The sequence below is a fragment of the Mycobacterium dioxanotrophicus genome, assembly GCF_002157835.1.
Lineage (GTDB): Bacteria > Actinomycetota > Actinomycetes > Mycobacteriales > Mycobacteriaceae > Mycobacterium > Mycobacterium dioxanotrophicus.
Genome location: NZ_CP020809.1, coordinates 4,387,277 through 4,408,139, shown reverse-complemented (window position 1 = coordinate 4,408,139; position 20,863 = coordinate 4,387,277). Strand labels below are relative to the sequence as shown.

23 protein-coding genes are annotated in these 20,863 nt (G+C 66.9%); 9 read left to right on the top strand and 14 right to left on the bottom strand.

Features of this window, described 5'->3' with window-relative positions:
* Positions 1–220 precede the first annotated feature (220 nt).
* The 3 genes from BTO20_RS21490 to BTO20_RS21480 are packed head-to-tail and all read left to right on the top strand — an operon-like array spanning position 221 to position 3,121.
* Positions 221–1,708, top strand: a complete 1,488-nt coding sequence (locus BTO20_RS21490; RefSeq protein WP_087078183.1) for a peptidoglycan DD-metalloendopeptidase family protein — start codon at positions 221–223, stop codon at positions 1,706–1,708.
* Entirely contained in the window at positions 1,705–2,199 is a 495-nt protein-coding gene (locus tag BTO20_RS21485) for a hypothetical protein (protein WP_157680303.1), read from the top strand. The genes BTO20_RS21490 and BTO20_RS21485 overlap by 4 nt, the downstream gene beginning before the upstream one ends.
* A gap of 13 nt (positions 2,200–2,212) precedes the next feature.
* The gene (locus BTO20_RS21480) at positions 2,213–3,121 is read left to right on the top strand and encodes an RsiV family protein (RefSeq protein WP_157680302.1); all 909 of its coding nucleotides are present in this window, start codon (positions 2,213–2,215) and stop codon (positions 3,119–3,121) included.
* A gap of 4 nt (positions 3,122–3,125) precedes the next feature.
* On the opposite strand, the gene BTO20_RS21475 is transcribed toward BTO20_RS21480, so the two are convergent.
* The 9 genes from BTO20_RS21475 to ppgK all read right to left on the bottom strand — a co-directional run bounded on the left by BTO20_RS21475 (position 3,126) and on the right by ppgK (position 13,587).
* Complete coding sequence (locus tag BTO20_RS21475) at positions 3,126–5,162, bottom strand: zinc ribbon domain-containing protein (protein ID WP_087078180.1); 2,037 nt, start codon at positions 5,160–5,162, stop codon at positions 3,126–3,128.
* Positions 5,159–7,195, bottom strand: coding sequence for an ATP-binding protein (locus BTO20_RS21470; RefSeq protein WP_087078179.1), 2,037 nt, complete (start codon positions 7,193–7,195; stop codon positions 5,159–5,161). Before BTO20_RS21470 ends, BTO20_RS21475 begins: the two co-directional genes overlap by 4 nt.
* An 11-nt stretch (positions 7,196–7,206) precedes the next feature.
* Positions 7,207–7,887 carry a DUF4255 domain-containing protein gene (locus tag BTO20_RS21465; protein ID WP_087078178.1) on the bottom strand — a complete coding sequence of 227 codons (681 nt, stop codon included), beginning with the start codon at positions 7,885–7,887 and terminating at the stop codon, positions 7,207–7,209.
* 87 nt (positions 7,888–7,974) lie between these two features.
* On the bottom strand, positions 7,975–8,832 hold the full coding sequence (locus tag BTO20_RS21460; RefSeq protein WP_087078177.1) for a hypothetical protein: 858 nt from the start codon (positions 8,830–8,832) through the stop codon (positions 7,975–7,977).
* A 22-nt stretch (positions 8,833–8,854) separates the two neighbouring features.
* Complete coding sequence (locus BTO20_RS21455) at positions 8,855–9,481, bottom strand: LuxR C-terminal-related transcriptional regulator (RefSeq protein ID WP_087078176.1); 627 nt, start codon at positions 9,479–9,481, stop codon at positions 8,855–8,857.
* A 136-nt stretch (positions 9,482–9,617) separates the two neighbouring features.
* A complete protein-coding gene (locus tag BTO20_RS21450) occupies positions 9,618–10,490 on the bottom strand; it encodes an LLM class F420-dependent oxidoreductase (protein ID WP_087078175.1) in 873 nt (290 codons plus the stop codon).
* Between the two features lie 57 nt (positions 10,491–10,547).
* The gene (locus BTO20_RS21445; protein WP_087078174.1) at positions 10,548–10,985 is read right to left on the bottom strand and encodes a MarR family winged helix-turn-helix transcriptional regulator; all 438 of its coding nucleotides are present in this window, start codon (positions 10,983–10,985) and stop codon (positions 10,548–10,550) included.
* 149 nt (positions 10,986–11,134) lie between these two features.
* A complete protein-coding gene (locus BTO20_RS21440) occupies positions 11,135–12,565 on the bottom strand; it encodes an RNA polymerase sigma factor (protein WP_087082449.1) in 1,431 nt (476 codons plus the stop codon).
* A 215-nt stretch (positions 12,566–12,780) separates the two neighbouring features.
* Positions 12,781–13,587, bottom strand: coding sequence for a polyphosphate--glucose phosphotransferase (gene ppgK, locus BTO20_RS21435; protein WP_087078173.1), 807 nt, complete (start codon positions 13,585–13,587; stop codon positions 12,781–12,783).
* Between the two features lie 159 nt (positions 13,588–13,746).
* Here ppgK and BTO20_RS21430 point away from each other — a divergent pair, with 159 nt between their 5' ends.
* Positions 13,747–14,610, top strand: a complete 864-nt coding sequence (locus BTO20_RS21430) for an inositol monophosphatase family protein (protein ID WP_087078172.1) — start codon at positions 13,747–13,749, stop codon at positions 14,608–14,610.
* Here BTO20_RS21430 and cei read toward each other — a convergent pair.
* Positions 14,584–15,234, bottom strand: a complete 651-nt coding sequence (gene cei / locus BTO20_RS21425) for an envelope integrity protein Cei (protein ID WP_087078171.1) — start codon at positions 15,232–15,234, stop codon at positions 14,584–14,586. The genes BTO20_RS21430 and cei overlap by 27 nt on opposite strands.
* Positions 15,235–15,400: 166 nt before the next feature.
* On the opposite strand from cei, the gene BTO20_RS21420 reads away from it, so the two are divergent.
* The gene (locus BTO20_RS21420; protein WP_029370210.1) at positions 15,401–15,703 is read left to right on the top strand and encodes a DUF4193 domain-containing protein; all 303 of its coding nucleotides are present in this window, start codon (positions 15,401–15,403) and stop codon (positions 15,701–15,703) included.
* A 9-nt stretch (positions 15,704–15,712) separates the two neighbouring features.
* Here the strand turns inward: BTO20_RS21420 and BTO20_RS21415 are convergent, their stop codons facing one another.
* Complete coding sequence (locus BTO20_RS21415) at positions 15,713–16,192, bottom strand: DUF3093 domain-containing protein (RefSeq protein ID WP_087078170.1); 480 nt, start codon at positions 16,190–16,192, stop codon at positions 15,713–15,715.
* A 25-nt stretch (positions 16,193–16,217) separates the two neighbouring features.
* Between BTO20_RS21415 and dut the strand changes: the two genes are divergently transcribed.
* A complete protein-coding gene (gene dut, locus BTO20_RS21410; RefSeq protein ID WP_087078169.1) occupies positions 16,218–16,682 on the top strand; it encodes a dUTP diphosphatase in 465 nt (154 codons plus the stop codon).
* On the top strand, positions 16,682–17,437 hold the full coding sequence (locus BTO20_RS21405) for a DUF3710 domain-containing protein (RefSeq protein ID WP_087078168.1): 756 nt from the start codon (positions 16,682–16,684) through the stop codon (positions 17,435–17,437). Before dut ends, BTO20_RS21405 begins: the two co-directional genes overlap by 1 nt.
* A 125-nt stretch (positions 17,438–17,562) precedes the next feature.
* On the opposite strand, the gene BTO20_RS21400 is transcribed toward BTO20_RS21405, so the two are convergent.
* Complete coding sequence (locus tag BTO20_RS21400) at positions 17,563–18,261, bottom strand: alpha/beta fold hydrolase (RefSeq protein WP_198344011.1); 699 nt, start codon at positions 18,259–18,261, stop codon at positions 17,563–17,565.
* 133 nt (positions 18,262–18,394) lie between these two features.
* Between BTO20_RS21400 and BTO20_RS21395 the strand changes: the two genes are divergently transcribed.
* Both BTO20_RS21395 and BTO20_RS21390 read left to right on the top strand, forming a co-directional pair.
* Entirely contained in the window at positions 18,395–18,766 is a 372-nt protein-coding gene (locus BTO20_RS21395) for an OB-fold nucleic acid binding domain-containing protein (protein WP_083166978.1), read from the top strand.
* A gap of 89 nt (positions 18,767–18,855) precedes the next feature.
* Positions 18,856–19,449, top strand: coding sequence for a DUF3159 domain-containing protein (locus BTO20_RS21390; protein WP_198344546.1), 594 nt, complete (start codon positions 18,856–18,858; stop codon positions 19,447–19,449).
* A 12-nt stretch (positions 19,450–19,461) separates the two neighbouring features.
* On the opposite strand, the gene BTO20_RS21385 is transcribed toward BTO20_RS21390, so the two are convergent.
* Both BTO20_RS21385 and BTO20_RS21380 read right to left on the bottom strand, forming a co-directional pair.
* Complete coding sequence (locus tag BTO20_RS21385; protein ID WP_087078166.1) at positions 19,462–20,130, bottom strand: potassium channel family protein; 669 nt, start codon at positions 20,128–20,130, stop codon at positions 19,462–19,464.
* A gap of 34 nt (positions 20,131–20,164) precedes the next feature.
* Positions 20,165–20,839 carry a potassium channel family protein gene (locus BTO20_RS21380; protein ID WP_087078165.1) on the bottom strand — a complete coding sequence of 225 codons (675 nt, stop codon included), beginning with the start codon at positions 20,837–20,839 and terminating at the stop codon, positions 20,165–20,167.
* Between the last annotated feature and the right edge of the window lie 24 nt (positions 20,840–20,863).

Below are 20,863 nucleotides of genomic sequence, written 5' to 3'. Positions count from 1 at the left end.
TCCTCGAGCCGGGTATGCGTACGGCCCCTTCATTGTTCGTGCCGCGAGTGGACACCGCGACGGCCATCGGTGCGATGGTCCTGCGCCGGTGGGGCAATTCTCAGGGACCGAACGGGCACACCGGCGGCTCGGGTCGTGACGAACCGCCGATCGTGGCGCGACACTGCACAGTGCGGGCACTCGCTTGCGCTGAACTCGTTGACACGACGAAAGATTGACCATGACGGGCCTGTTCACGATCCCGAGGCGGGCGGTTCTGGTCGCGCTGTGCGTGAGCGTCGTCGCGGTACTGGTCACGCCGGCGAACCCGGCGTGGGCGGCGGATGCGTGTGCGGCCAGCGGCAAGCCGGTCGCCGACGGGACCTATACCGAGACATCAGGTTTCGGCCCTCGCGGCAACAGCATGCACCAGGGGATCGACCTGGCCGGCAGTGTCGGGACCAACATCTTCGCGGCGATGGACGGAACCGTCTCCGCAGCCGGCCCGGCCAGCGGCTTCGGGCAATGGATCGTGATCGACTCGCAAACCCGCACCGGGCTGGTGTCAACCGTGTACGGGCACATGTTCCCCGACGGGGTCCTGGTGCGTCAGGGGCAGTCGGTTCGGGAAGGCGAGCATATCGCCAATATCGGCAACAACGGGCAATCCACCGGCCCACACCTGCATTTCGAGTACTGGGAAGGCGGACGTCTCACGCATGGGCACGCCATTGATCCGTCGTTCATCCTGAACAGTCCTCCACCCCCGACGAATCCGTCCACCGGCCAACAAGCCTCCGCTGCGGCCAACTGCCAGACCGGTGTCGTGCTCAAGCCAGGCTTGGTGCCGCCGGTGTTCGTGCCCTGGATCGTCAAGGCGGGCGCGATATGCGAAGGCATCAAGGCACCGATCCTCGCCGCGCAACTGGAGGCGGAGAACGGATTCCGCTATGGCCCCAGCGCCCCCGTCTCGTCGACGGGAGCCCAGGGGCCCGCTCAGTTCATGCCTGCCACATGGCAGACATGGGGCAAAGACTACGACAACAGCGGCCCTCCGCCCGACGTGAACAGCATCCCCGATGCCGTGATGTCGCAGGGCGCGCTGATGTGTGAGAACTACCGGGAATGCGCCGCGGGAATCGCCAACGGATCTATCGCCGGGGATCCGGTCGCGTTGGCGCTGGCCTCGTACAACGCCGGGTTCGGGGCGGTGCAGCGGGCCGGGGGAATGCCTTCCGGCGGCGACTACACCACGCAGACCCAGCCGTATGTGGCCAAGATCATGCAGCGCTCCAAGGCATTCGAGGGCACTCCGGGTCTCGGGGGACTGCCCGCGCAGACAGTGTCGATCTCGGGCGGCCCGACCACCACTGTCGATGCGGCCAACCAGTTCAAGGGCAAGAAGTGGGTGTGGGGCGGCGGCAGTGTCGACGGTCCCACCAACGACGGGTTCGACAGCAGTGGGCTGACCTACTACGCGGTGGCGCACGGCTCCGGCGGGAAGCAGGTGCTGCCCCGCACCGCCGATGAGCAGTGGAGCGTCGGAAACGAAATCCCGCTGGCGCAAGTGCAACCGGGCGATCTCGTCTTCAGCGGATGGGATCAGCACGGTCGGCCGTCGCATGTCGGTATCGCGACAGGCAACGGCCAGATGATCCATGCGGATCCGGCCCGAGGTGTCGTGGTGGCCGACTTCTATCCGGAGTCGAAGGCCCGGCGGTTATCATGAGAACCTTTGTCTCCCTGGTGGTTTGTCTGGTGATCGTAGTGATGGCTCCGGTCACGGGGTGTCGGTCGGATCCGGTGCCGGTCAGCACTGCCGCGGACGCTGACCTCAGTAACCCGAACACGGTCATTGCCAACGCACTCACCACGATGTTCACCTGGGATCCGACCAAAGACGCCTCGCCGGACGTGGCCTATCAGCGGGCCGCCGTGTACATGTCCGGCGACCTTGCCGGCCAAGGCGGGCAGTCGGCGCCTGGCCCCGGTTCGCAGTGGAAACAGTGGGCCGCCGACGGCGCCGCGATCACGGCGAAGGTGTACTTTCTCGGTGACGAAACCCCGCCGAACTCCGACACTCTCATGCACCGTGTGGTCGTCGTCGCGCAGACCGTCGCAACGTCGGACAACCGGCTCATCGACCAGATCAGGCACACCGCGTGGGTTACCGCCACCAAGACGAACAACGAATGGCGTGTGACGAGTATCCAGTTCTGATGGAGGGGGACCCGTGATGTTCAGCGGTGGACGGATCCTGGTGGCCGCGGTCGGCGCCATTGTGCTCATCGTCGTGGCCGTCTACGCGGTCCGCTCGGTCTGGTGGGATCCGGCCAGCAAAACCACGGCACTGACCCAGCTCCCGTCGACGACGACCGCGGTCAGCGCCACTGCCACCACGGCGATGAGCACGGCCGACGCATCCGGTGGCGCAGAAGTCACACCGGGCGGCGGTGGGGGCGACGGTACCGACAACGGGGCCGCCACAACCTCGAGCACGACGACCACCACAACCACGACGACCTCCAGCACGACCGCCACCCCGTTCACCGCGAAGACCGAGAAGGTCAACTCCTTCCTGGGTACGACGTATGCCAACGTTTCGCTGCCGCAGATCGACGGTGGCGATTCCGCCGTGGCCGGCGTGTTCAACGACGAGATGCACAAAGTCCTGCAGAGCCAGGCAGATTCACTCACGGGTGGCCGGCTGGAAGACCGGCCCGGCAGCGGGGTGCGGATCGGTCAGCGCGTGCTGAGCGGGTTGTTGCGCACCGCGGCGGTCGATACCGCCAAGGCCACGTCCCGGCCGCTGGTCGGCACGGTCGTGGTGGACGCCCAGAGCGGCAGCGTCATCACCTTGTCTTCGCTCTTCAACGATCTCAACACGGGTCTCAAGCTCCTGGTGCAGGAGTCCAAGAAGCTCGGCCCATCCAGCGCCGCGGGCGCCAATTTCGACGGGACCAAGCTGCAGGCGACCGAGCAGACATTCGGCCACTGGACCGCCGAGACCGCGGGTCTGCATGTGTTCTTCGATCAGGGCACGGTGGCGCCGAGCAGCTCAGGGATCGTCGACCTCACCATCCCGTGGAGCGATCTGGGCGATGCCATGAAATCCGGTGTACAGCAGATCGTTTCGAGCTGACCGGTCAGGTGGAGTTGCCCCGCTTGATGCAGAAGCCACCGATGATCCCGATGATGGCTCCCACTACCACCAGGATCACGCCGTATCCGGGCGATGCGTGAGTATCGACCTTACTGTCGGTGAACACGATGTAGAGCACGACGGCCAGCACCGCGAGGATTCCGGCGATGATCGTGTAGCGGCCACGGGAACTGAGGATTCCGAGAAGCACCACCCCGGCGAGCACCAGTATGACGGCACGTGCGACGGGTTGACTGGCCTGCATCCAGGTCAGGCGGTCCGGCGTCGCACCCGACTCTATCGCGGCGAACAGCTTGTCCAGCTTTCCGCTCTTGTCCAGCGTGGCAAGCTCTCCGAGGTAGCTGGCATAGAACGTCGGACCACCGAGGAACCAGGGCCGGACAGCGCCTAGCACCATCAACAACCCGCCCAGCAGCGTCGCCACCAACCGGATCAGCGGCAGGATCTCCGACATCGCCTGGGTGAACCGGCCGTGATCCTCCACCGAACCTGTGCCGTCATCGGCCCGTACGGTGAGTTCCCTGGCGATCTCTTTACCCGCACCGGGCAGATTGGCCCACACCTGAAGCATCGCAACGCCATTCTGGCCGGGCGCCACGTCGACGCGCTGCGGGTTGAACGCGAAACGTACCGCGCCTTCCGGGTCGGTGCCCGACAGCCAGGCGCTCAGCGGCAGCGCCCCGCGGGTGTTGTCCACCGTGACGCGGAACCGGCCGCGCCGCCGATTGCGCACCGACACATGCTCGGGCTCCAGCCGCAACTGTGCCGTCGTCATCGGCGAGGTGCTCGCCGCCTGCACGAGCGAACCGGTCGCCTCGCTCTCATCGGTGCCGTCGTTGCACACCACCATGATCGGACGTTCTACCTGCTGGCCCGGATGCGGCAGAGGAGCCTGAACGCTGGCCTGTATCCGGGCCTGCTCCCCGGCGCGGACGTAGATCTGCGGCTGCGAGAAGGCGAACCGCACCACCCCCTCGGGATCGCGACCGGAGAACACCAACCGCCGGTCGCGGCTCCCACGGCGGTTGTCGATGACGACCGCGATCTCCGCGGCGGTCGCGTCTTGAAGCCGGGTGACGGACCGCTCCAGCCGCAGCCGCACCGGGCTGTCCGCGGGCGCCTGGGAACGCTCCTGCACCACATTGACCAGCGCCTCCACTCGTACCTGGTCACTGGCTGCGGTGATCTTGAGGGTGCGTGGCGCTTGCTGGCCGTAATCGATTGGTGGGGTGTCGAACTGTACGTCGGCGGCGATGACACCTCGGGGTGGCACCTCGACCACCTGCGGGCGGATGGCGAACCGGACGACGTTCTCCGGGTCCGCGCCGGACAGTGAATACCGTTGCGGATAGTTGCTTCCGGTGTTGTCCAGCCGAACCCGGAACCGGCCCCTCGTCTGGTCACGAAGCCGCACCACCTGTGGTTCGGACGTCATCGTGATCGGCCCGCCGACCCGGGGCACCGTCACGACCAACTCGGCGTCGGTCCGCTTCGCCGGATCCTCGATCGAACACACCTGCACACGCAGCCGGAACCGCTGCACGTAGACGTCGAATCCGGGCCGGATGGTGAGGGTGACAGTGGTGGTCTCCTCTTCGTCGGTCAGCAGCCTGATCTGAGGGTGCTGCAGATCCAGCCATTTCGGGGCCCCGGCGGCGATCACGGTATAGCCGTCGACGATGGCCGACTTGTTGCGGATCCGGATGTCCACAGACCCGCCCGTGGTCGGATCGAGTTCGACCTCGGGGTGTTCGATGGTCACCGTCGGTGCGCTGGCCGGCCCGGAGGCCGGGCCGGGGCGGGTGATGCGCGGTGGGTCGGGACGCCGGGAACGATCCGCTGTGGGCAGGGAGAAACGCTGGGTGTGGGTCTCGCGTACCACCGGCACCGCCGCGGTCAGCGGGGCGCCGCCCAGCGATCCGTCACCGGTGTTCCAGCCCAGGTAGAAGTCGCACTTGGTGCAGAACTGGGCATTCGGGGCGTTCTCGGCGCCGCATTGTTCACAGCAGTGTTCACTCATCGTCGAATCTCCTGACGCTCATCGGATTCGGGGGTGGGCAACAGCCGGCCCAACTTGCGGTACTCCTGTTGGATCGCGGCGCCCACGTGTCCGGCGGACACGTCGGTGCCGGTATCGGCGGCCAGATATGCCGCGGTGATGGCGGCCGATCGAATATTTCCGCCGGACAACGGAAATGACTGGGCGTATCCGGATAGTTCCAGATCACCGTCGGTGGGAACCGGCGGCGCCAGACAGCGTTGCCACAAGGCCAGGCGTGCCGCTTCGTCCGGCAGCGGAAAGTCGACGACCATGTCGAGGCGACGGGTGAATGCGTCGTCGAGGTTGGCCCGCAGATTGGTGGCAAGCACCGCCAGTCCGTCGAACGTCTCCATCCGCTGCAGCAGATAGGCGCTTTCGATGTTCGCGTATCGATCATGCGCGTCGCGGACTTCGCTGCGCTTGCCGAAGATCGCATCGGCCTCGTCGAACAGCAGCACCGCGCTCACCCGGGACGCCTCGGTGAAGATCCGTTCCAGGTTCTTCTCGGTCTCGCCGATGTACTTGTCGACCACGGTCGCCAGGTTGACGGTGTAGAGGTCCAGGCCGAGGACACCGGCGATGACCTCGGCCGCCATGGTCTTGCCGGTACCCGAGTCGCCGGCGAACAACGCGGTGACACCGGTGCCGCGGCCGCCGCCGGGACGCATCTGCCAGTCCGACAACACCACTTCGCGTTTGCGGGCCCGAATGGTCAAGTCCTGCAATTGCTTCAATGTCTTGGCCGGCAGCACCAAGTCGTCCCAGCCCACGGTGGGTTCGATCCGGCGAGCCAGGTGCTCTAGGCCCGCGGCGTTCTGGGACCGGGCACCGCGGCGCAAGTCGGCGCCGGTAGCCGCGCCGTTGCGGGCCCGCGCCAGCGCCCGTCCGGCGGTGATCGCGGCGGTGATCTGGCGAGGCCCGAACACGTACTGCGCGGCGATCTCATCGACTTCGATACCGTCGACCAGCGAACCGAGTTCGCGTCGCCATAGCTCGGCACGCTCACCGACAGTGAGGCGGGCGGCTTCGGCGATCAGCGGCACCCGGTCCGACCAGCCGGGATTCCAGGCGCCGGTGCCGGTCAACACCACCGGCACCGGCATCCGCGCCAACCGGAACACGATGTCGGCGGTGGCGGGGCCCAGTGCGTCCACCGGCGACACCACGAGGCTGGCGCCGGTGAGCAGCGCTTCGCGGCCCAACACGACGACGGTGCTCTCCACGTCGGCGCATCGCACCAATCGCCCTGCGTCGCAGCAGATCACGGTGTGACCGGCCGATCGCAGCGCCGCCGCGGCGATCGCCACGCCGGAGTCGTTGACCGATTCCCGCAGATAACACAACTTTTGCCCGGCCGCGAAAGCCCGCGCCATATCGCGGGATTGGGTGCAGTGATGCTCATCCGGTTCGATCAGGAGGTCCGTCAGCGCGGCGTCGGGAGCGTCATCACCGAGCAGGTACGCGGTCACCCGGTCCGGGACCCGCATCGCGCGGGTGAGAAACGGCCGGTCGGTGTCGTCGACGACCACCAACGCCTGATCCACCAGCGCCGACCCCGGCGCCAGCATCGCGCGGGCGGCGGCGTTCATCGGGGACAGGCCCGAAAGCTCCAGTGCCAGACCGACCGTCGCACGCCGGCGCGTCACGTCGTCATTGAGGTAGCCGTAGAGGCGTTCGAATCGGCTGTCGAGATCGGGCAGCTGACAGATGACGAGGAACTCGACCTCCTGCGCACCCAGCCCGGCCGAGCGGGCCAGGCGGCGTAGCCGCAATTCGGTGCCGGCCCGTTCGGCGGCGACGGCGTGCTGTTCAAGCGTGTCCCGCGCGGGCTGCGAGATGTCCGGCGGCGACGGGGTAGGCGCCAGCAGCGCGTCGACGACGTCGTCACTGAGGTAGAGCCCCCGGAACGGGTCATCGGGTGCCGGATCATGGCTGCGGCGATGGGCGACCAGGGCCCGGATCCGTTCCTCCACCAGCATGGCGCGGCCGAGCAGGTATCGCGTACTGTCCATCGGCCCGGCTCCTACTGCTTGCGCCGGCGCTTGCGGATTCGCAGGCCGTCGTCGCGGGCTTCGGCGCCGAACGCGGGTTCGCCTATGGCGCGGCGTCGCACGGTCTCGCGCGGCACCGAATCGTCGACGGCCTCGACGTGCAACACCGGCGGCCGCGAGACCGGGGGACCGGCGGCGAAACTGCGACCCGTGTCGGTCGGGGCGGTGACGACGACGTCCAGCGACGGCTTCAACTCGCCGCCCAGCGCCGTCCACACGTCGGCGAACGACCGATCCTCCGGAGGTGGCAACGCCACCGACACCGGGACCGGAAGCCCCAGTGCGGCAAGGGAACCGGTGAGAACGTCGGCCGGCAGTGCCTCATGACGCAGGAAACAGCCGAGCAGTGCGGACAGCAGTCGGTGCTCGTCCTCGGGACGCTGGGTCCAGGCAGCCACCAGATAGGACAGTTTGAAGTGTCGTGGCGGGAGGTGCCGGGCAGTTACCCGGTTGCCGTCGTATTGGTTGAGCAGGCCGCGCTCACGCCGACGCAGGTCCTCCCTGATGTCGTAGAGGTAGACCCCGATGGTCGGAGCGTTGCGCCGACTGGCCCAGTCCTTGGTGGGCGCGTCGAATTCCACCTCGACCTCGGCAGGGTCGACCGCCTCACGCTCGATGAGGGTGCGTAGCGCATGGTCGACTTCTGGTATCACTGGCCCATCGTTCCGTGTGATTCGGTTGTGGAGTACGAGCGTGAGTCCCGTTGTGGAGGCAGGGGATTCTGCCCGATCGGGCGGCGGTCAGTTGCCCGCGGGTGTTCGGATCACCGGCGGGCAGTCGCCGAGAGTCGGTGCGGTGGTGCCGTCGGGGCATTTCACGTCAGGCGGCGGGTTCGTCGCCGGGCACGTCTGGCCGGGCGGAACCGTCGTGCCATTAGGGCAGTGGACCGGGTCGACCACGCATGTCTGCCCGGCCGGCACGGTGCTGCCACCAGGGCAGGTGACGTCCGACGTGCCAGCACAGGTCTGGCCGCTCGCCGGCGCAGTCCCGTTGGCGCACTTCGCGGGAACTTCGCACGTCGTGGGAGCGGTAACCGTCGTTCCGTCGCTGCATTCGGTGACGGTCTTGCATTGTCCGTCGGAGTTGACGGTGCCGGTGGGGCAGGTTTTGTCGGATGGGCATGCCTGACCGACCGCCACGTCCTGACCGTTCGGGCAGTGCGTTACGTCCGGTACCGACTGTCCATTGCCGTTCGACCCATTGCCGTTCGAACCGTTGCCGTTCGGATTTCCTTGGGTGACAGGAACTTCCACGATGGACGTGGAAGTCTGGGTCTGGGTGACAGTGCTGTGCACCGGCGTTCCGCCACCGTCGCTCGGCTGGAAGGTGATGTACAACATCACCAGAGCGATCGCGGCGGCGATCGCAGCGCCGGTGAACAGCACGCCCGGTCGGCGAAACCACGGGATGTCGGGCACCGGCGGGTCGGGGTAGGGGCCGGCCGTACGGGCAACACCGCGATCCAGGAACTCGCGATCATGTTGTGGCGAGTACTGGGTCGGCTCCAGATCCGGTTCCGGGTCCTGCGACCAGGCCTGCTCCGTGGGGAGGTGGGCACGGCCCAGCTGCTGGGTCGGGTCGTTCGGGTCACCAGTCATCGGTGCGCTCCTCGGCCTCGGTTCAGATCAGCCCTTCGCGGACCGCGTAGGCGACGGCGTGCGAGCGGTTGCGCAACTGCAGGCGGGTGGTCACGTCGTGCAGGACGTTCTTCACCGTGCGCTGGCTGTAGCACAACTGGCGGGCGATCTCGTTGGTGTCGTGGCCGTCGGCGATCAACCGCAACACCTGAACCTCGCGGTCGGACAACCCGGTGAAGGTCAGGCCACGCGGTGACAGCACCTGGCGCTGCAACCGGCCCACCTGTCCCAGGAGGTGGCCGAGCAGATCCGACGGGATGACCCCTTCGCCCGCGGCGACCTTCTGGATCGTGCGCACCAGGAGGTCCGGAGTGGCCTCGCTGCGGCGGAGCAGCCCGCTCACCCCGACCTCGGCGACGGTCACCACGGTGTTGTCGTCGATGGCGCTCATCACCAGGATGGTGTGGGCGACACCGGCCTTCTTCAGCGAGCGCAGGATGCGGACGGTCTCGTCGTCGAGAGTGTCGGCGACCGCGATACCGACGTCGACGCCGGCGAGGTCACCGGATTCGACGACGTCGATTTCCGGGCGCATGCGCAGTTGACTGATCACGCCGGCCTGCAGGATCGGGTCGTCGGCGTATACGTAGGTGGACACTCGGCGCTGCATGGCATTTCCCCTTTGGGCGGGCTGACTGTTGCCAATGAGTATCCGGACGGGCATCAACGGCGGCTCAACAGTGCAGAAGCGTTCCTCAACAAACGCTCAACGCGCAGCTCAGCGCGCTGCCGGAAGGGCAGCGCGGTCAGCCCAGTGACGCCAGCTCGGGCACGATCTCGTCGCCGAGCCGACTGACAAATCCGACCGGGTCGGGGTTGCCGGGGAACACCGGGATGTTGACCATCTCGACGCCCAACGCGGCGTAGGTCTCCATGGTCCGCATGAATCCGGCGTGGTCGGTGAACGGGTCGGTATCCGGACCGAGGCCCAGGGTCTTGCGGATCTCGCGGTAGTCGCGTCCGACGTCGTCGCAATGACGCTGCAACACTTCGGTTTTGTGTTTGAGCGCTGCGCCGCTCGTCGTGCTGTTCCAGATGTCGGCGTACTGCGCCACCAGGCGCAACGTCTTCTTCTCGCCGTCGCCGCCGATCAGTACCGGCGGGCGCTGGATCGGTTGCGGCTCGCAGATCGTCTCGGCCAGGTTGTAGTGCTTGCCACGGTATGGGCCGTCGTTGTCGCTCCACATCTGTGCGCAGATCTGCAGGGTTTCCTCCACCATTTCGAACCGATCCCGCAGTGGCGGGTACGGCACGCCCAGCGCATGGTGCTCTCGGTCGTACCAGGCGGCGCCGATCGACAGCGTCGTACGGCCCTGGGAGAGGATGTCGAGCGTCGTGATGGTCTTCGCGAGAATGCCCGGATAGCGATACGTGACGCCCGTGACCAGCATGCTCAGCGTGATCGTCTTGGTGTGCGCGGCAAGGAAACCCATCGAGGTGTAGCCCTCGAGGAACGGGTCGTGGGCATCGCCGAGTTGTTCCATCTGGAAGAAGTGGTCGGCGAGGGTGAACATGGTGGCGCCGGCCTGTTCGGCAGCGACGGCGGTCTGGGCCAGCGTCGGGCCGAGCTTCTCCGGTGCACCGGGCAGGAAGTCGATGTAGTGAATTCCCAACTCCATGTGGATCGTGTCCTTTCTGGTGTGGTGATCTACTGACGCCCGCGCGCCGGCGTTGACTCAGATGTGTTCGCCCAGCCGTTCGAGCAGGGGCAGCGCCGCCGCGAGGGTCTGCAGCTCGTCGGCGGAGAACTGCGCCCTGAGGATCTCGGAGAAATGGCGGACCCGGGCGTCGCGCTTGTGCTGCAGGATTTCGGACCCCGCTGCGGTGAGCGACATGATGTGCCGACGGGCGTCGCGCGGATCGCGGGTGCGCTGCACGAAACCTCGGGACTGCAGCGTGCCGAGAATGACACCCATTGCCTGAGGGCTGATCTGTTCGATCCGGGCCAGATCGGCCGCCGACGTCGGGCCGCCCCGGTCGAGGCGCTCGAGGGCGGCCCGCTCGGGGAGGGTCAAATCACCGGGCGCCTGCAATTGCCGAACCCGGCGGGTGATCAGCGCGATATCGCCGAACAGCGCTGCGGCGATGTGTTGAATGGTCGGCGGCTCCGCCATATGGCCAACCTAGATTTATCAACCTAGATTGTCAATCTAGGTTGATGGTCAGGCGAAGACCGGGGAGTGGCAACGTGATTGAGGAAGCGCGCCCGGAAAACGCCAACGGCGGACCGGAGACAATCCGGTCCGCCGTTGTGTCGACGTTGCTAGTCCAGGTAGTCGCGCAGCACCTGGGAGCGGCTGGGGTGACGCAGCTTGCTCATGGTCTTGGACTCGATCTGGCGGATGCGCTCACGGGTGACCCCGTAGACCTGCCCGATCTCGTCGAGCGTGCGCGGCTGGCCGTCGGTGAGGCCGAACCGCAGCCGGACAACGCCGGCCTCGCGCTCGGACAGCGTCTCCAGCACCGACTGCAACTGATCCTGCAGCAGTGTGAACGAGACGGCGTCGACGGCGACCACGGCCTCGGAGTCCTCGATGAAATCGCCCAGCTGCGAATCACCTTCGTCACCGATGGTCTGGTCCAGCGAGATCGGCTCACGCGCGTACTGCTGGATCTCCAGCACCTTCTCCGGCGTGATGTCCATTTCCTTGGCCAGCTCTTCGGGCGTGGGCTCACGGCCCAGGTCCTGCAGAAGCTCACGCTGGATACGGCCCAGCTTGTTGATGACCTCGACCATGTGCACAGGGATACGGATGGTGCGGGCCTGGTCGGCCATGGCGCGGGTGATGGCCTGGCGGATCCACCACGTCGCGTAGGTGGAGAACTTGTAGCCCTTGGTGTAGTCGAACTTCTCGACGGCGCGGATCAAACCGAGGTTGCCCTCCTGGATCAGATCCAGGAACGCCATGCCGCGGCCGGTGTAGCGCTTGGCCAGCGACACCACCAGACGCAGGTTCGCTTCCAGCAGATGGTTTTTCGCGCGGTCGCCGTCGCGGCAGATCCACTGGTAGTCGCGTCGCACCTGCGTGGTGAGCTTCTCGCCCTTTTCGGCGAACTCGGCCATCTTCTGGGTCGCGAACAACCCGGCCTCGATGCGCTTGGCCAGCTCGACTTCCTCTTCGGCGTTGAGCAGTGCCACCTTGCCGATCTGCTTGAGGTAGGCACGGACCGAGTCGGCCGATGCCGTCAGCTCGGCGTCCTTGCGGGCCTGCCGCAGGGCCTCGGACTCCTCTTCGTCCCACACGAAGTCTCCGGAGGCCTTGTCCTTCTCCGAGGGTTCTTCGACCTCGTCCTCGGCGGCGGGCTTGGCGGCCGGCGCAGCAGGGGGCGCAACGGCCCCTTCCGCGGTGGCCTCGTCGGCCTCTTCCTCGTCTTCGTCGTCCTCGTCGGAATCGTCCTCGACGGCGTCGTCGTCGGTATCGAGGTCGTCGTCGAGTTCCAGATCGGTGTCATCGACGTCGAGATCGTCGCCGGGCTCGGCTTCGAGATCGTCGGTGGCCTCGAGATCGTCATTGACGTCCTCGGGCTTGGTCGCAACACCCTTCGCCGCCCGCTTGGCCGGGGCCTTCTTGGCGGGAGCCTTGGCCGCAGTTGCTTTCGCCGCCCGCTTGGCCGGGGCCTTCTTGGCGGGGGTTTTGGTAGCGGTGCGCTTCACCGGCTCTTCGGTTGCCGGGCTTGCTTTTGTCGCTGCCACGTACACCCTTTCGGTCTTTCGTAATCCGGTGGGCATGGGCATACACCACCGAAAGCGTCGGCTGTCGAATGTTGGCGTTGGTATCGGCTGGGATATTCGCCGCTATTCGGTAGGCGGCCGCCGAAGACCATTGTAACGACAGTGTGTGCGTGCGCCGTGCCGAGCGGCAAATTTTGGAGTGGTGAACCGCCGGTATCCGGTTGTGGAACGTGAAGCTACCGACCGGTAGCTGTGACGTCGGCGACGGCGGCCATCGCGGCGCCGACAATGCCCGCGCTGTTCTGCAGCGTCGCAGCAACTACCGGGGTGCGGTTCTTCAGCAGCGGAATCCACTTGTCGGCCTTGCGGCTGATGCCGCCGCCTGCGATGAACAGATCCGGCCAGATGGCGTTCTCGATGACGGTCAGGACCTTGGTGACCTCTTCGGTCCAGCGCTCGTAGCTCCAGTCCTTGCGTTCCTTGACCGACGAGGCGGCCCGGTGCTCGGCTTCCTTGCCGCCGACCTCAAGGTGGCCAAACTCGGTGTTGGGCAACAGCACACCGTTGTGGATGACCGCGGAGCCGATACCGGTGCCGAAGGTCAGCAACACGATCACGCCAGTGTTGTCCTTGCCCGCACCGAACTGTTCCTCGGCAAGGCCGGCCGCGTCGGCGTCGTTGAGCACCGTGACGTGCTGGCCGCCCAGCTCGGCGCTGATGACCTCCGCGGCGTTGACCCCGATCCACCCCTTGTCGACGTTGGCTGCGGTCCGAACGACGCCGCTCGTGACCACGCCGGGGTAGGTGACCCCGAGGCTGCCGGTCCAGCCGAACTCCCGCACCACCGCGGCGACGGTCTTGGCGACCGCCTCAGGGGTCGACGGTTGCGGGGTGTCGAGTTTGAACCGCTCGCCGATCAGCTGGCCGGTGTCGAGATCGACGATGCCGCCCTTGACGCCGCTGCCACCCACATCGACGCCGAAACCGCGGCGCGCTGAGCCGCCGACGGCAGATTCGGCTGCGGGGATATCGGGTGCGGTCATGGGAGCTCCTCTGCGGGACAGACGGTTGCGGGCCGATTGGCAGGAGGGCAGGCCGGCTAATGGCGCCGCGCCTCACCCTAGTAGCTCACCAACGCTCACGCGGGCGGTCTGCCATCCCGCGAGCGACTTTTCGGCGGAAAGATATGTTGCGATAGGGGGGTGACAGACAACAGCACCGACCCGGCCGTCCTGCGCGGAGTAGCCGAACAGTTGGCGACCGAGGCCGCCGCACTCGTCCGACGCCGTCGTATCGAGGTATTCGGAGAGGGGGTTTCGGACGACGCGGGCCAAGCACATCAAGCAGATGACGACGTGCGCACTGTCCGTTCTAAGAGCACGCGGACCGACCCGGTGACGATCGTCGATACCGAGACCGAGCGATGGTTGCGCGAGCGGCTTGCCGTACTGCGGCCCGACGACGAGATCCTCGGCGAGGAAGAGGGCGGCCGCAGCGGCAGTGACGGGCTGCGCTGGGTGATCGACCCCATCGACGGCACCGTGAACTTCGTCTACGGCATCCCGGCCTATGCCGTGTCGGTGGCTGTCCAGCTCGACGGCCGGTCGGTGGCCGGCGCCGTCGCCAATGTCGCCGCCGGATCGGTGTATTCGGCGGCACTGGGACAGGGCGCCGCCGTGCTCCACGACGGGGTCAGCACGCCGCTGCGGTGCACGGCGGTCGACGATCTGGGCATGGCCCTGGTGGGCACGGGATTCGCCTACGTCCCCGAACAGCGGCGCCGACAGGCCGAGGTACTCGCACAGCTGCTGCCCGCGGTCCGGGACATGCGACGGCTCGGCTCGTGCGCGCTGGATCTGTGCATGGTCGCCGCGGGGCAACTCGACGCGTATTACGAAGAAGGCGTGCACGTGTGGGACTGGGCGGCAGGGGCGTTGATCGCCGCCGAGGCCGGGGCCAAGGTGTGGTTGCCGGGCATCGCGGGCGCGGGACGCGTGGGTGCTGCGGCTCCCGGCGTCGCCACCGCGCTGCGTGATGCGTTAGCAGACGCCGGTATGGATCTTTGACAGCAGCGCCGAATCGGCGGGCCCGGTGGCGTCCGGGCGCAGGCTGGCCAGTACGGCGTTGATGTCGTCGCTGCTCGCCAGCTCGGTGAATTCCGTACCCAACGCCAGATCGACTGTGGCGTCCGGCCTTTCGTCCTGGAACAACTCGGTGCACGGCGCCACCAGCCAGACCGCCGCCGCGGCGGCTCGACCCGTCGGACCGAACCGGATCTGGCCCTGGCATTCCAGTCGGGTGTGGGTGTAGATCGGATCGTTGGCGGCTTCGGGCTGGGCGAAACCCAGGTCCCGCAGTTCGCCGGCGATCTCGCCCGCTTGACCGCCCTGTCCGCTGGCGTTGAGCACCCGGATCTTGGTGTCGCTGAGTGCCGCGGGGGTGGTGTCGGTCATTGCCGACCTCGCCACCTGTTCGCCCAGCTTCGGAGTCGCGGGATCGGTGGCAGGTGGTGGTGGGTTGCACACCGTGGCCTCGCGGACGTCTGCCGGCCGATTGAGCGCGACGATCCACACCACCAGCGAGACCACCGCCAGGATGGCGAACAGCACGATGGCGGGGACGGTGTTACGCCGACGGAACGGCCGACCGTGTCGGTCGAACGCGGTGCCGTCGGTGATTTGTGCGACCACCCCTGCACTCTAAAGGCATGGTTGCCCTGCACAGCGGCAGAGTCGGGACAACGGTGTGATGTAAATCACACTGCAACATGTGGCAATAAGGGCACGAATCGTTTGGGTAATGCGTTCGACGCTGGTACAAACCTCTGCTGCAAGGTTTAGGGAGGGGATAGCGCTTATGGCTACCGATTACGACGCGCCGCGGCGAACCGAAACCGACGAGGTTTCCGAGGACTCACTAGAGGAGCTGAAGGCCCGGCGTAACGAGGCGCAGTCGGCCGTCGTCGATGTCGACGAATCCGAATCCGCCGAATCGTTCGAGCTGCCGGGAGCTGATCTCTCCGGCGAAGAGCTTTCGGTGCGGGTGGTTCCGAAGCAGGCTGACGAGTTCACCTGCTCCAGCTGCTTCCTGGTGCACCACCGCAGCCGCCTCGCCAGTGAGAAGGATGGCGTGATGATCTGCACGGACTGCGCCGCCTGACCGGCGCGCTCAGTCCTGCAGAGCGGCGAGCACGCGGTCTGGATGACGGGTACTGATCAGCCAGTACGGGGTGGGGTCATCCGGATCGTCGAGTACCACCAACACCATCGGGCCGACCCAGGCCCGATGCACTACGTAGGCCGCCGGGTCGAGCTGACGACCCAGGGCGGCCGTTTTGGCAGTGCGGGGCACCTCCGCTGTCCGGGCGATGGCACTGGTCGGCAGGTGCGCGCCGCCGATCCACAGTTCGGTGCCTCCGCCCGGCCGGGCCACGACACGCAATTCGACCTTGCTGAACCAGCTCAGCACCGCGCCCGCCACGCCGAACAGCACCACGAACGACACCCAGTTGGGCAATGCGGAAACGGCCTGGTTGACCTCGAGGGCGATGAGCGCTGCCAGCACTGCTGCCGGCAGAGTCCACCACCACGGCACCCACAACCGCTCGCGGTAGCGCACGGTTTGGGTGGTTGCGCGCGTGTCTGACACGTGGCTCAGAGTAATCTGTGACGTCGTGTCCAACTCTCTGGCGGTGGTCCGATTGGACCGCGATCTCCCGATGCCCGTCCGGGCGCACGACGGCGACGCGGGCGTCGACCTGTACAGCGCGCAGGACGTCCAACTGGCACCCGGGCAGCGCGCGCTGGTTCCGACGGGTGTGGCCGTGGCCATCCCGCACGGCATGGTGGGGTTGGTCCACCCGCGTTCGGGTTTGGCTGCGCGCGTGGGACTTTCGATCGTCAACAGCCCTGGCACCATCGACGCCGGTTACCGCGGTGAGATCATGGTCTCGCTGATCAACCTCGACCCCGAGACGCCCATCGTGATCAGCCGCGGGGATCGGATTGCCCAGTTGCTGGTGCTGCGGGTAGAACTTCCCGAACTGGTCGAGGTGACCTCGTTCGACGAGGCAGGCCTGGCCGATACTTCCCGTGGTGCAGGTGGCTACGGTTCCTCCGGCGGACATGCGAGTTTGTGATGGCATTCGGAAAACATGAAAAAGACCCGGCGACCGACGACGCGGCGCTGGATTCGGCTGCCGACGCGGTGACCGATGACGACGACTTCGAGGGCCCCTTCGACGTCGAGGACTTCGATGACGCTGCGGTGGCAGCCCAGGGCCGACTCGACCTGGGCTCGGTACTCATCCCGATGCCCGACGGCGGGCAGGTGCAGGTCGAACTCAACGAGGCCGGCGCGCCCAGTGCGGTATGGGTGGTGACACCGAACGGTCGGTTCACCATCGCGGCATACGCGGCTCCCAAGAGCCCCGGGCTGTGGCGCGAAGTGGCAACCGAACTGGCCGACTCGCTGCGGAAGGACGCGGCGTCTGTCGCCATCGAGGACGGGCGATGGGGCCGCGAGGTGGTCGGCGCCGGCAACGGCGGCGTGGTGCGGTTCATCGGGGTTGACGGGTACCGCTGGATGGTGCGGTGCGTTGTCAACGGCGCTCCGGACACCGTCGACGCACTCGCGGACGAAGCCCGGACTGCCTTGGCCGACACCGTGATTCGGCGCGGTGAGACTCCGCTTCCGGTGCGCACCCCGCTCGCGGTGGAATTGCCCGAGCCGATGGCCGCCCAATTGCGGGCAGCCGCTGCGGAGGCGGCCGCCGCCCAGGCCGCGGCTGGTCAGCAGCAGCCGCCACTGCAGCAGCAGGAGCCCGAGCCGGTGGCCCGGCGCAGTGCGCAGGGGTCGGCCATGCAGCAGCTCCGCACCATCACGGGCGGGTAGGTCTGGGTGGGAGCAAGCACCGCCGGGTAGGTCGGCGAGCCCCCGCGAATTCGACGTAACTGTCGTCGGCAGCTCGGATTTTCGACTTTTTCGTCGAACTCGCGGATCGTGTCGGCGCCGGCCCCTCACGCTTCCTGCAGCGCGGCCACACACGCCGCGCCCACGACGCCCGTCGTCGCGCCCATCTCTTCCAGGGTGACGGTGCGCAGCGCGGCCCGTGGCGCAGCGGAGACCCATTCGAAGCCGACCTCGGCCGGGTGTACGGGATCGTCGGTCGCCACCACGACCCCCAGCGGTACCGTCAGTCGTTCCAGGTCAGCGCAATCGGGCGCGGCATGACCCGCGGCCTCCTCCATCGCGTCGGGCAGTGTCGGCCACTGCCCGACCCAGGACCGGGTCAGCTCGTCGGCCAGCCACGGCGGACTGGAAGCTCTCATCTGCGCCACCGTGGCCGCCAGGCCGTCACGGCGCAGCAGCTGTGCCGACTGGCGTGCCAGCAATGCCGCCGGTGCGTTCTCCGGAGACCCTGTCCACGGCGGCAGTGCAGCGAGCACGGCCACGGTCCGGCCGGGATGGGCCAGTGCCCACGCGGTCGCCACAACAGCTCCGATCGATACCCCGCCGACGGCGATCGGACCGGAGCGGGCGGCGTCGTCGAGTGCGTCGCGGTAACCGTCGACGAGCCGGTGCGGCTGAGGCGGCGGCGTCACCAACACCGCCCCGACCTCATGTAATGCGTCGGAAAACGCCCGGTAAACGTAGTCGTCATCGGATCCGGTGCCGGGTAACAGCACTGTGGTGACACCTCGGAGAATGACGTTCATCACATGATCCTGCCTGGCACTTGGGAGAATCGGCGCGCCGACCCGCGCCCGCGTGGCATTCGGGCAATAAGAGGTCTACCGTGGCGATGGTTGGGTGGATTCACAAAGAATCCGCGAAAGGTCAGGAGAGGCCATGTCTACGGCCGAAGGGTATCTGCGCCGGCTAACTCGACGCCTGACAGAAGACCCCGAGCAACTCGATGTCGAAGAGCTCAGTGACGAGGCGGCCAACACCGGCGCGATGAAGGCGATCAACTGCCAGCGCGGCCAGGAGGTGACCATGGTCGGAACCCTGCGCAGCGTTGAATGTAACGGCAAAGGCTGTTCCGGCGGCGTGAAGGCCGAACTGTTCGACGGCACCGCCACCGTGATGCTGGTCTGGCTGGGCCAGCGCCGCATCCCCGGTATCGAATCGGGCCGGACCTTGCGCGTGCAGGGCCGCGTCGGACAGCTGGAGAACGGCACCAAGGCGATCTACAACCCGCGTTACGAAATTCAGAAGTGAGCTTGAGCGACGACAGCGCTCCCGCACCATCCACGAGTGAGCCCGAGCCTGAGCTCACCGCTGCCCGAGGCCGGGCCATCTTGGATCAGATGGGCGGTATCAGCGGCCTGATCTACTCGTCGCTGCCGGTGGTGGTGTTCGTCCCGGTTTCGACGTTGTTCGGCCTGATGCCCGCGATCAGCGCGGCGCTCGGTGTGGCCACTCTCATTCTCATCTGGCGGCTGATCCGGCATGACTCGGTTCAGCCCGCGGTCTCCGGCTTTTTCGGCGTCGGCATCAGTGCGCTCATCGCCTACGTGGTGGGGGAGTCGAAAGGCTTTTTCCTGCTTGGCATCTGGACGTCGTTGTTCTGGGCCGTGGTGTTCGGCGTCTCGGTACTCATCCGGCGGCCGATGGTGGGCTACATCTGGGGCTGGGTCAACTCCCACGACCGGGACTGGCGCGAGGTGCGTAAGGCTGTCGTGGCCTTCGACATCGCCACCGTCATCTGGGTTGTGGTGTTCGCGTCGCGATTCCTGGTGCAGCAGCACCTGTATCAAGCCGACCAGACCGGTTGGCTGGGCGTCGCCCGAATCGCCATGGGTTGGCCGCTGACGGCAGCCGCAGCGCTCGTGACCTATCTGGCCATCCGCGTCGCGCGCAACGCCCTGCATGCGCAGCAAGGCGTCGAAAGCACCGACTGAGCGGTTTCCCGCTCAGCGCGCCGTGGGGTCCAGCAGCAGTGCGCGCAACTCGTCCTCGACCTCGCTGACGGTCACGAACAACAGCTCGTCGCCACCCTCGAGAGGTTCGTCGGATTGGGGCACGATGACCCGCGGGCCACGCAGGATGGTGACCAACGAAGCGTCGCGCGGGAGGTTCAGCCGTTTCACCGGCTTGCCGCCCCACGGAGTGTCGGCGGGCAGCGTGATCTCCACCAGGTTGGCCTGGCCCTTGCGGAATTCCATCAGCCGCACCAGATCGCCCACGGCGACCGCCTCTTCGACCAGTGAGGCCAGCATCCGCGGAGTCGACACTGCGACGTCGACACCCCAGTTCTCGTCGAACAGCCACTCGTTGCGGGGATCGTTGACGCGGGCCACCACACGCGGCACCGCGAACTCCGTCTTGGCCAGCAGGCTGAGGACCACATTGACCTTGTCGTCGCCGGTCGCCGCGATCACGACGTCGAACGTTTCCAGCTGCAGCGACTCCAGCACAGTGATCTCACAGGCGTCCCCCAGACGCCAGTGCGCGGCCGGGATGGCGTCGACATCGATGTGCTCGAGGTTGCGCTCCAGCAGCGTCACCTCGTGATTGTTCTCCAACAGTTCTTTGGCGATGGAGCGGCCGACGGCACCGGCGCCGGCGATGGCGACCTTCATCGACGCTCCTCCTCATGATCGTCCGTGGCGTGTTTCATTCCGACTCCACAGCTTCACTGGGCGGCAGCGCCGCGATGGCAAGGGCTTCGGCGATGTGGCCGGACACGGCCGCGAGGTACACTTCGTCGCCGGCCTGGATGACCGTTTTCGCGTCGGGCAGATAACCGCTGCCGAACCGCAGGATGAAGGCCACCCGGCCGCCGGTGGCGGCCTCCAGTGAGGTGACCCTGCGCCCCGCCCAGCCCTCGTGCAGGGCCAGCTCGGCGACCCCCACGCTGCCGGAGGGGTCGCGCCACTTGGTGGTCTCGGTCTCGCGCGTCAGCACGTTGAGCAGACGGTCGGTGGTCCACGGCACGGTGGCCACCGTCGGAATCCCGAGCCGCTCGTAGACGGCCGCACGCTTGGCGTCGTAGATGCGGGAGACGACGCGTTCGACGCCGAAGGTCTCGCGGGCCAACCGCGCCGAGATGATGTTGGAGTTGTCACCGGAGGACACCGCCGCGAACGCGCCGGCCTCCTCGATACCGGCGCGCAACAGCACATCACGGTCGAACCCCATACCGAGGACCCGTTCGCCGGGGAACTCGGGGGACAACCGGTGAAATGCGGTGCTGTCGCGGTCGATGACGGCGACTTCATGCCCGATGCGGGCCAGGCTGTCCGCGAGCGATGCGCCCACTCGGCCACATCCCATGACGACTACACGCACGCGACGGTCCTCTCCGATGGCTGA

Coding starts and splice junctions, on each gene's coding strand:
- BTO20_RS21490 (WP_087078183.1), top strand. CDS start 221: ATGACGGGCCTGTTCACGATCCCGAGGCGGGCGGTTCTGGTCGCGCTG.
- BTO20_RS21485 (WP_157680303.1), top strand. CDS start 1,705: ATGAGAACCTTTGTCTCCCTGGTGGTTTGTCTGGTGATCGTAGTGATG.
- BTO20_RS21475 (WP_087078180.1), bottom strand. CDS start 5,162: ATGAGTGAACACTGCTGTGAACAATGCGGCGCCGAGAACGCCCCGAAT.
- BTO20_RS21470 (WP_087078179.1), bottom strand. CDS start 7,195: ATGGACAGTACGCGATACCTGCTCGGCCGCGCCATGCTGGTGGAGGAA.
- BTO20_RS21460 (WP_087078177.1), bottom strand. CDS start 8,832: ATGACTGGTGACCCGAACGACCCGACCCAGCAGCTGGGCCGTGCCCAC.
- BTO20_RS21455 (WP_087078176.1), bottom strand. CDS start 9,481: ATGCAGCGCCGAGTGTCCACCTACGTATACGCCGACGACCCGATCCTG.
- BTO20_RS21450 (WP_087078175.1), bottom strand. CDS start 10,490: ATGGAGTTGGGAATTCACTACATCGACTTCCTGCCCGGTGCACCGGAG.
- BTO20_RS21445 (WP_087078174.1), bottom strand. CDS start 10,985: ATGGCGGAGCCGCCGACCATTCAACACATCGCCGCAGCGCTGTTCGGC.
- ppgK (WP_087078173.1), bottom strand. CDS start 13,587: ATGACCGCACCCGATATCCCCGCAGCCGAATCTGCCGTCGGCGGCTCA.
- BTO20_RS21420 (WP_029370210.1), top strand. CDS start 15,401: ATGGCTACCGATTACGACGCGCCGCGGCGAACCGAAACCGACGAGGTT.
- BTO20_RS21405 (WP_087078168.1), top strand. CDS start 16,682: ATGGCATTCGGAAAACATGAAAAAGACCCGGCGACCGACGACGCGGCG.
- BTO20_RS21400 (WP_198344011.1), bottom strand. CDS start 18,261: ATGAACGTCATTCTCCGAGGTGTCACCACAGTGCTGTTACCCGGCACC.
- BTO20_RS21395 (WP_083166978.1), top strand. CDS start 18,395: ATGTCTACGGCCGAAGGGTATCTGCGCCGGCTAACTCGACGCCTGACA.
- BTO20_RS21390 (WP_198344546.1), top strand. CDS start 18,856: ATGGGCGGTATCAGCGGCCTGATCTACTCGTCGCTGCCGGTGGTGGTG.
- BTO20_RS21385 (WP_087078166.1), bottom strand. CDS start 20,130: ATGAAGGTCGCCATCGCCGGCGCCGGTGCCGTCGGCCGCTCCATCGCC.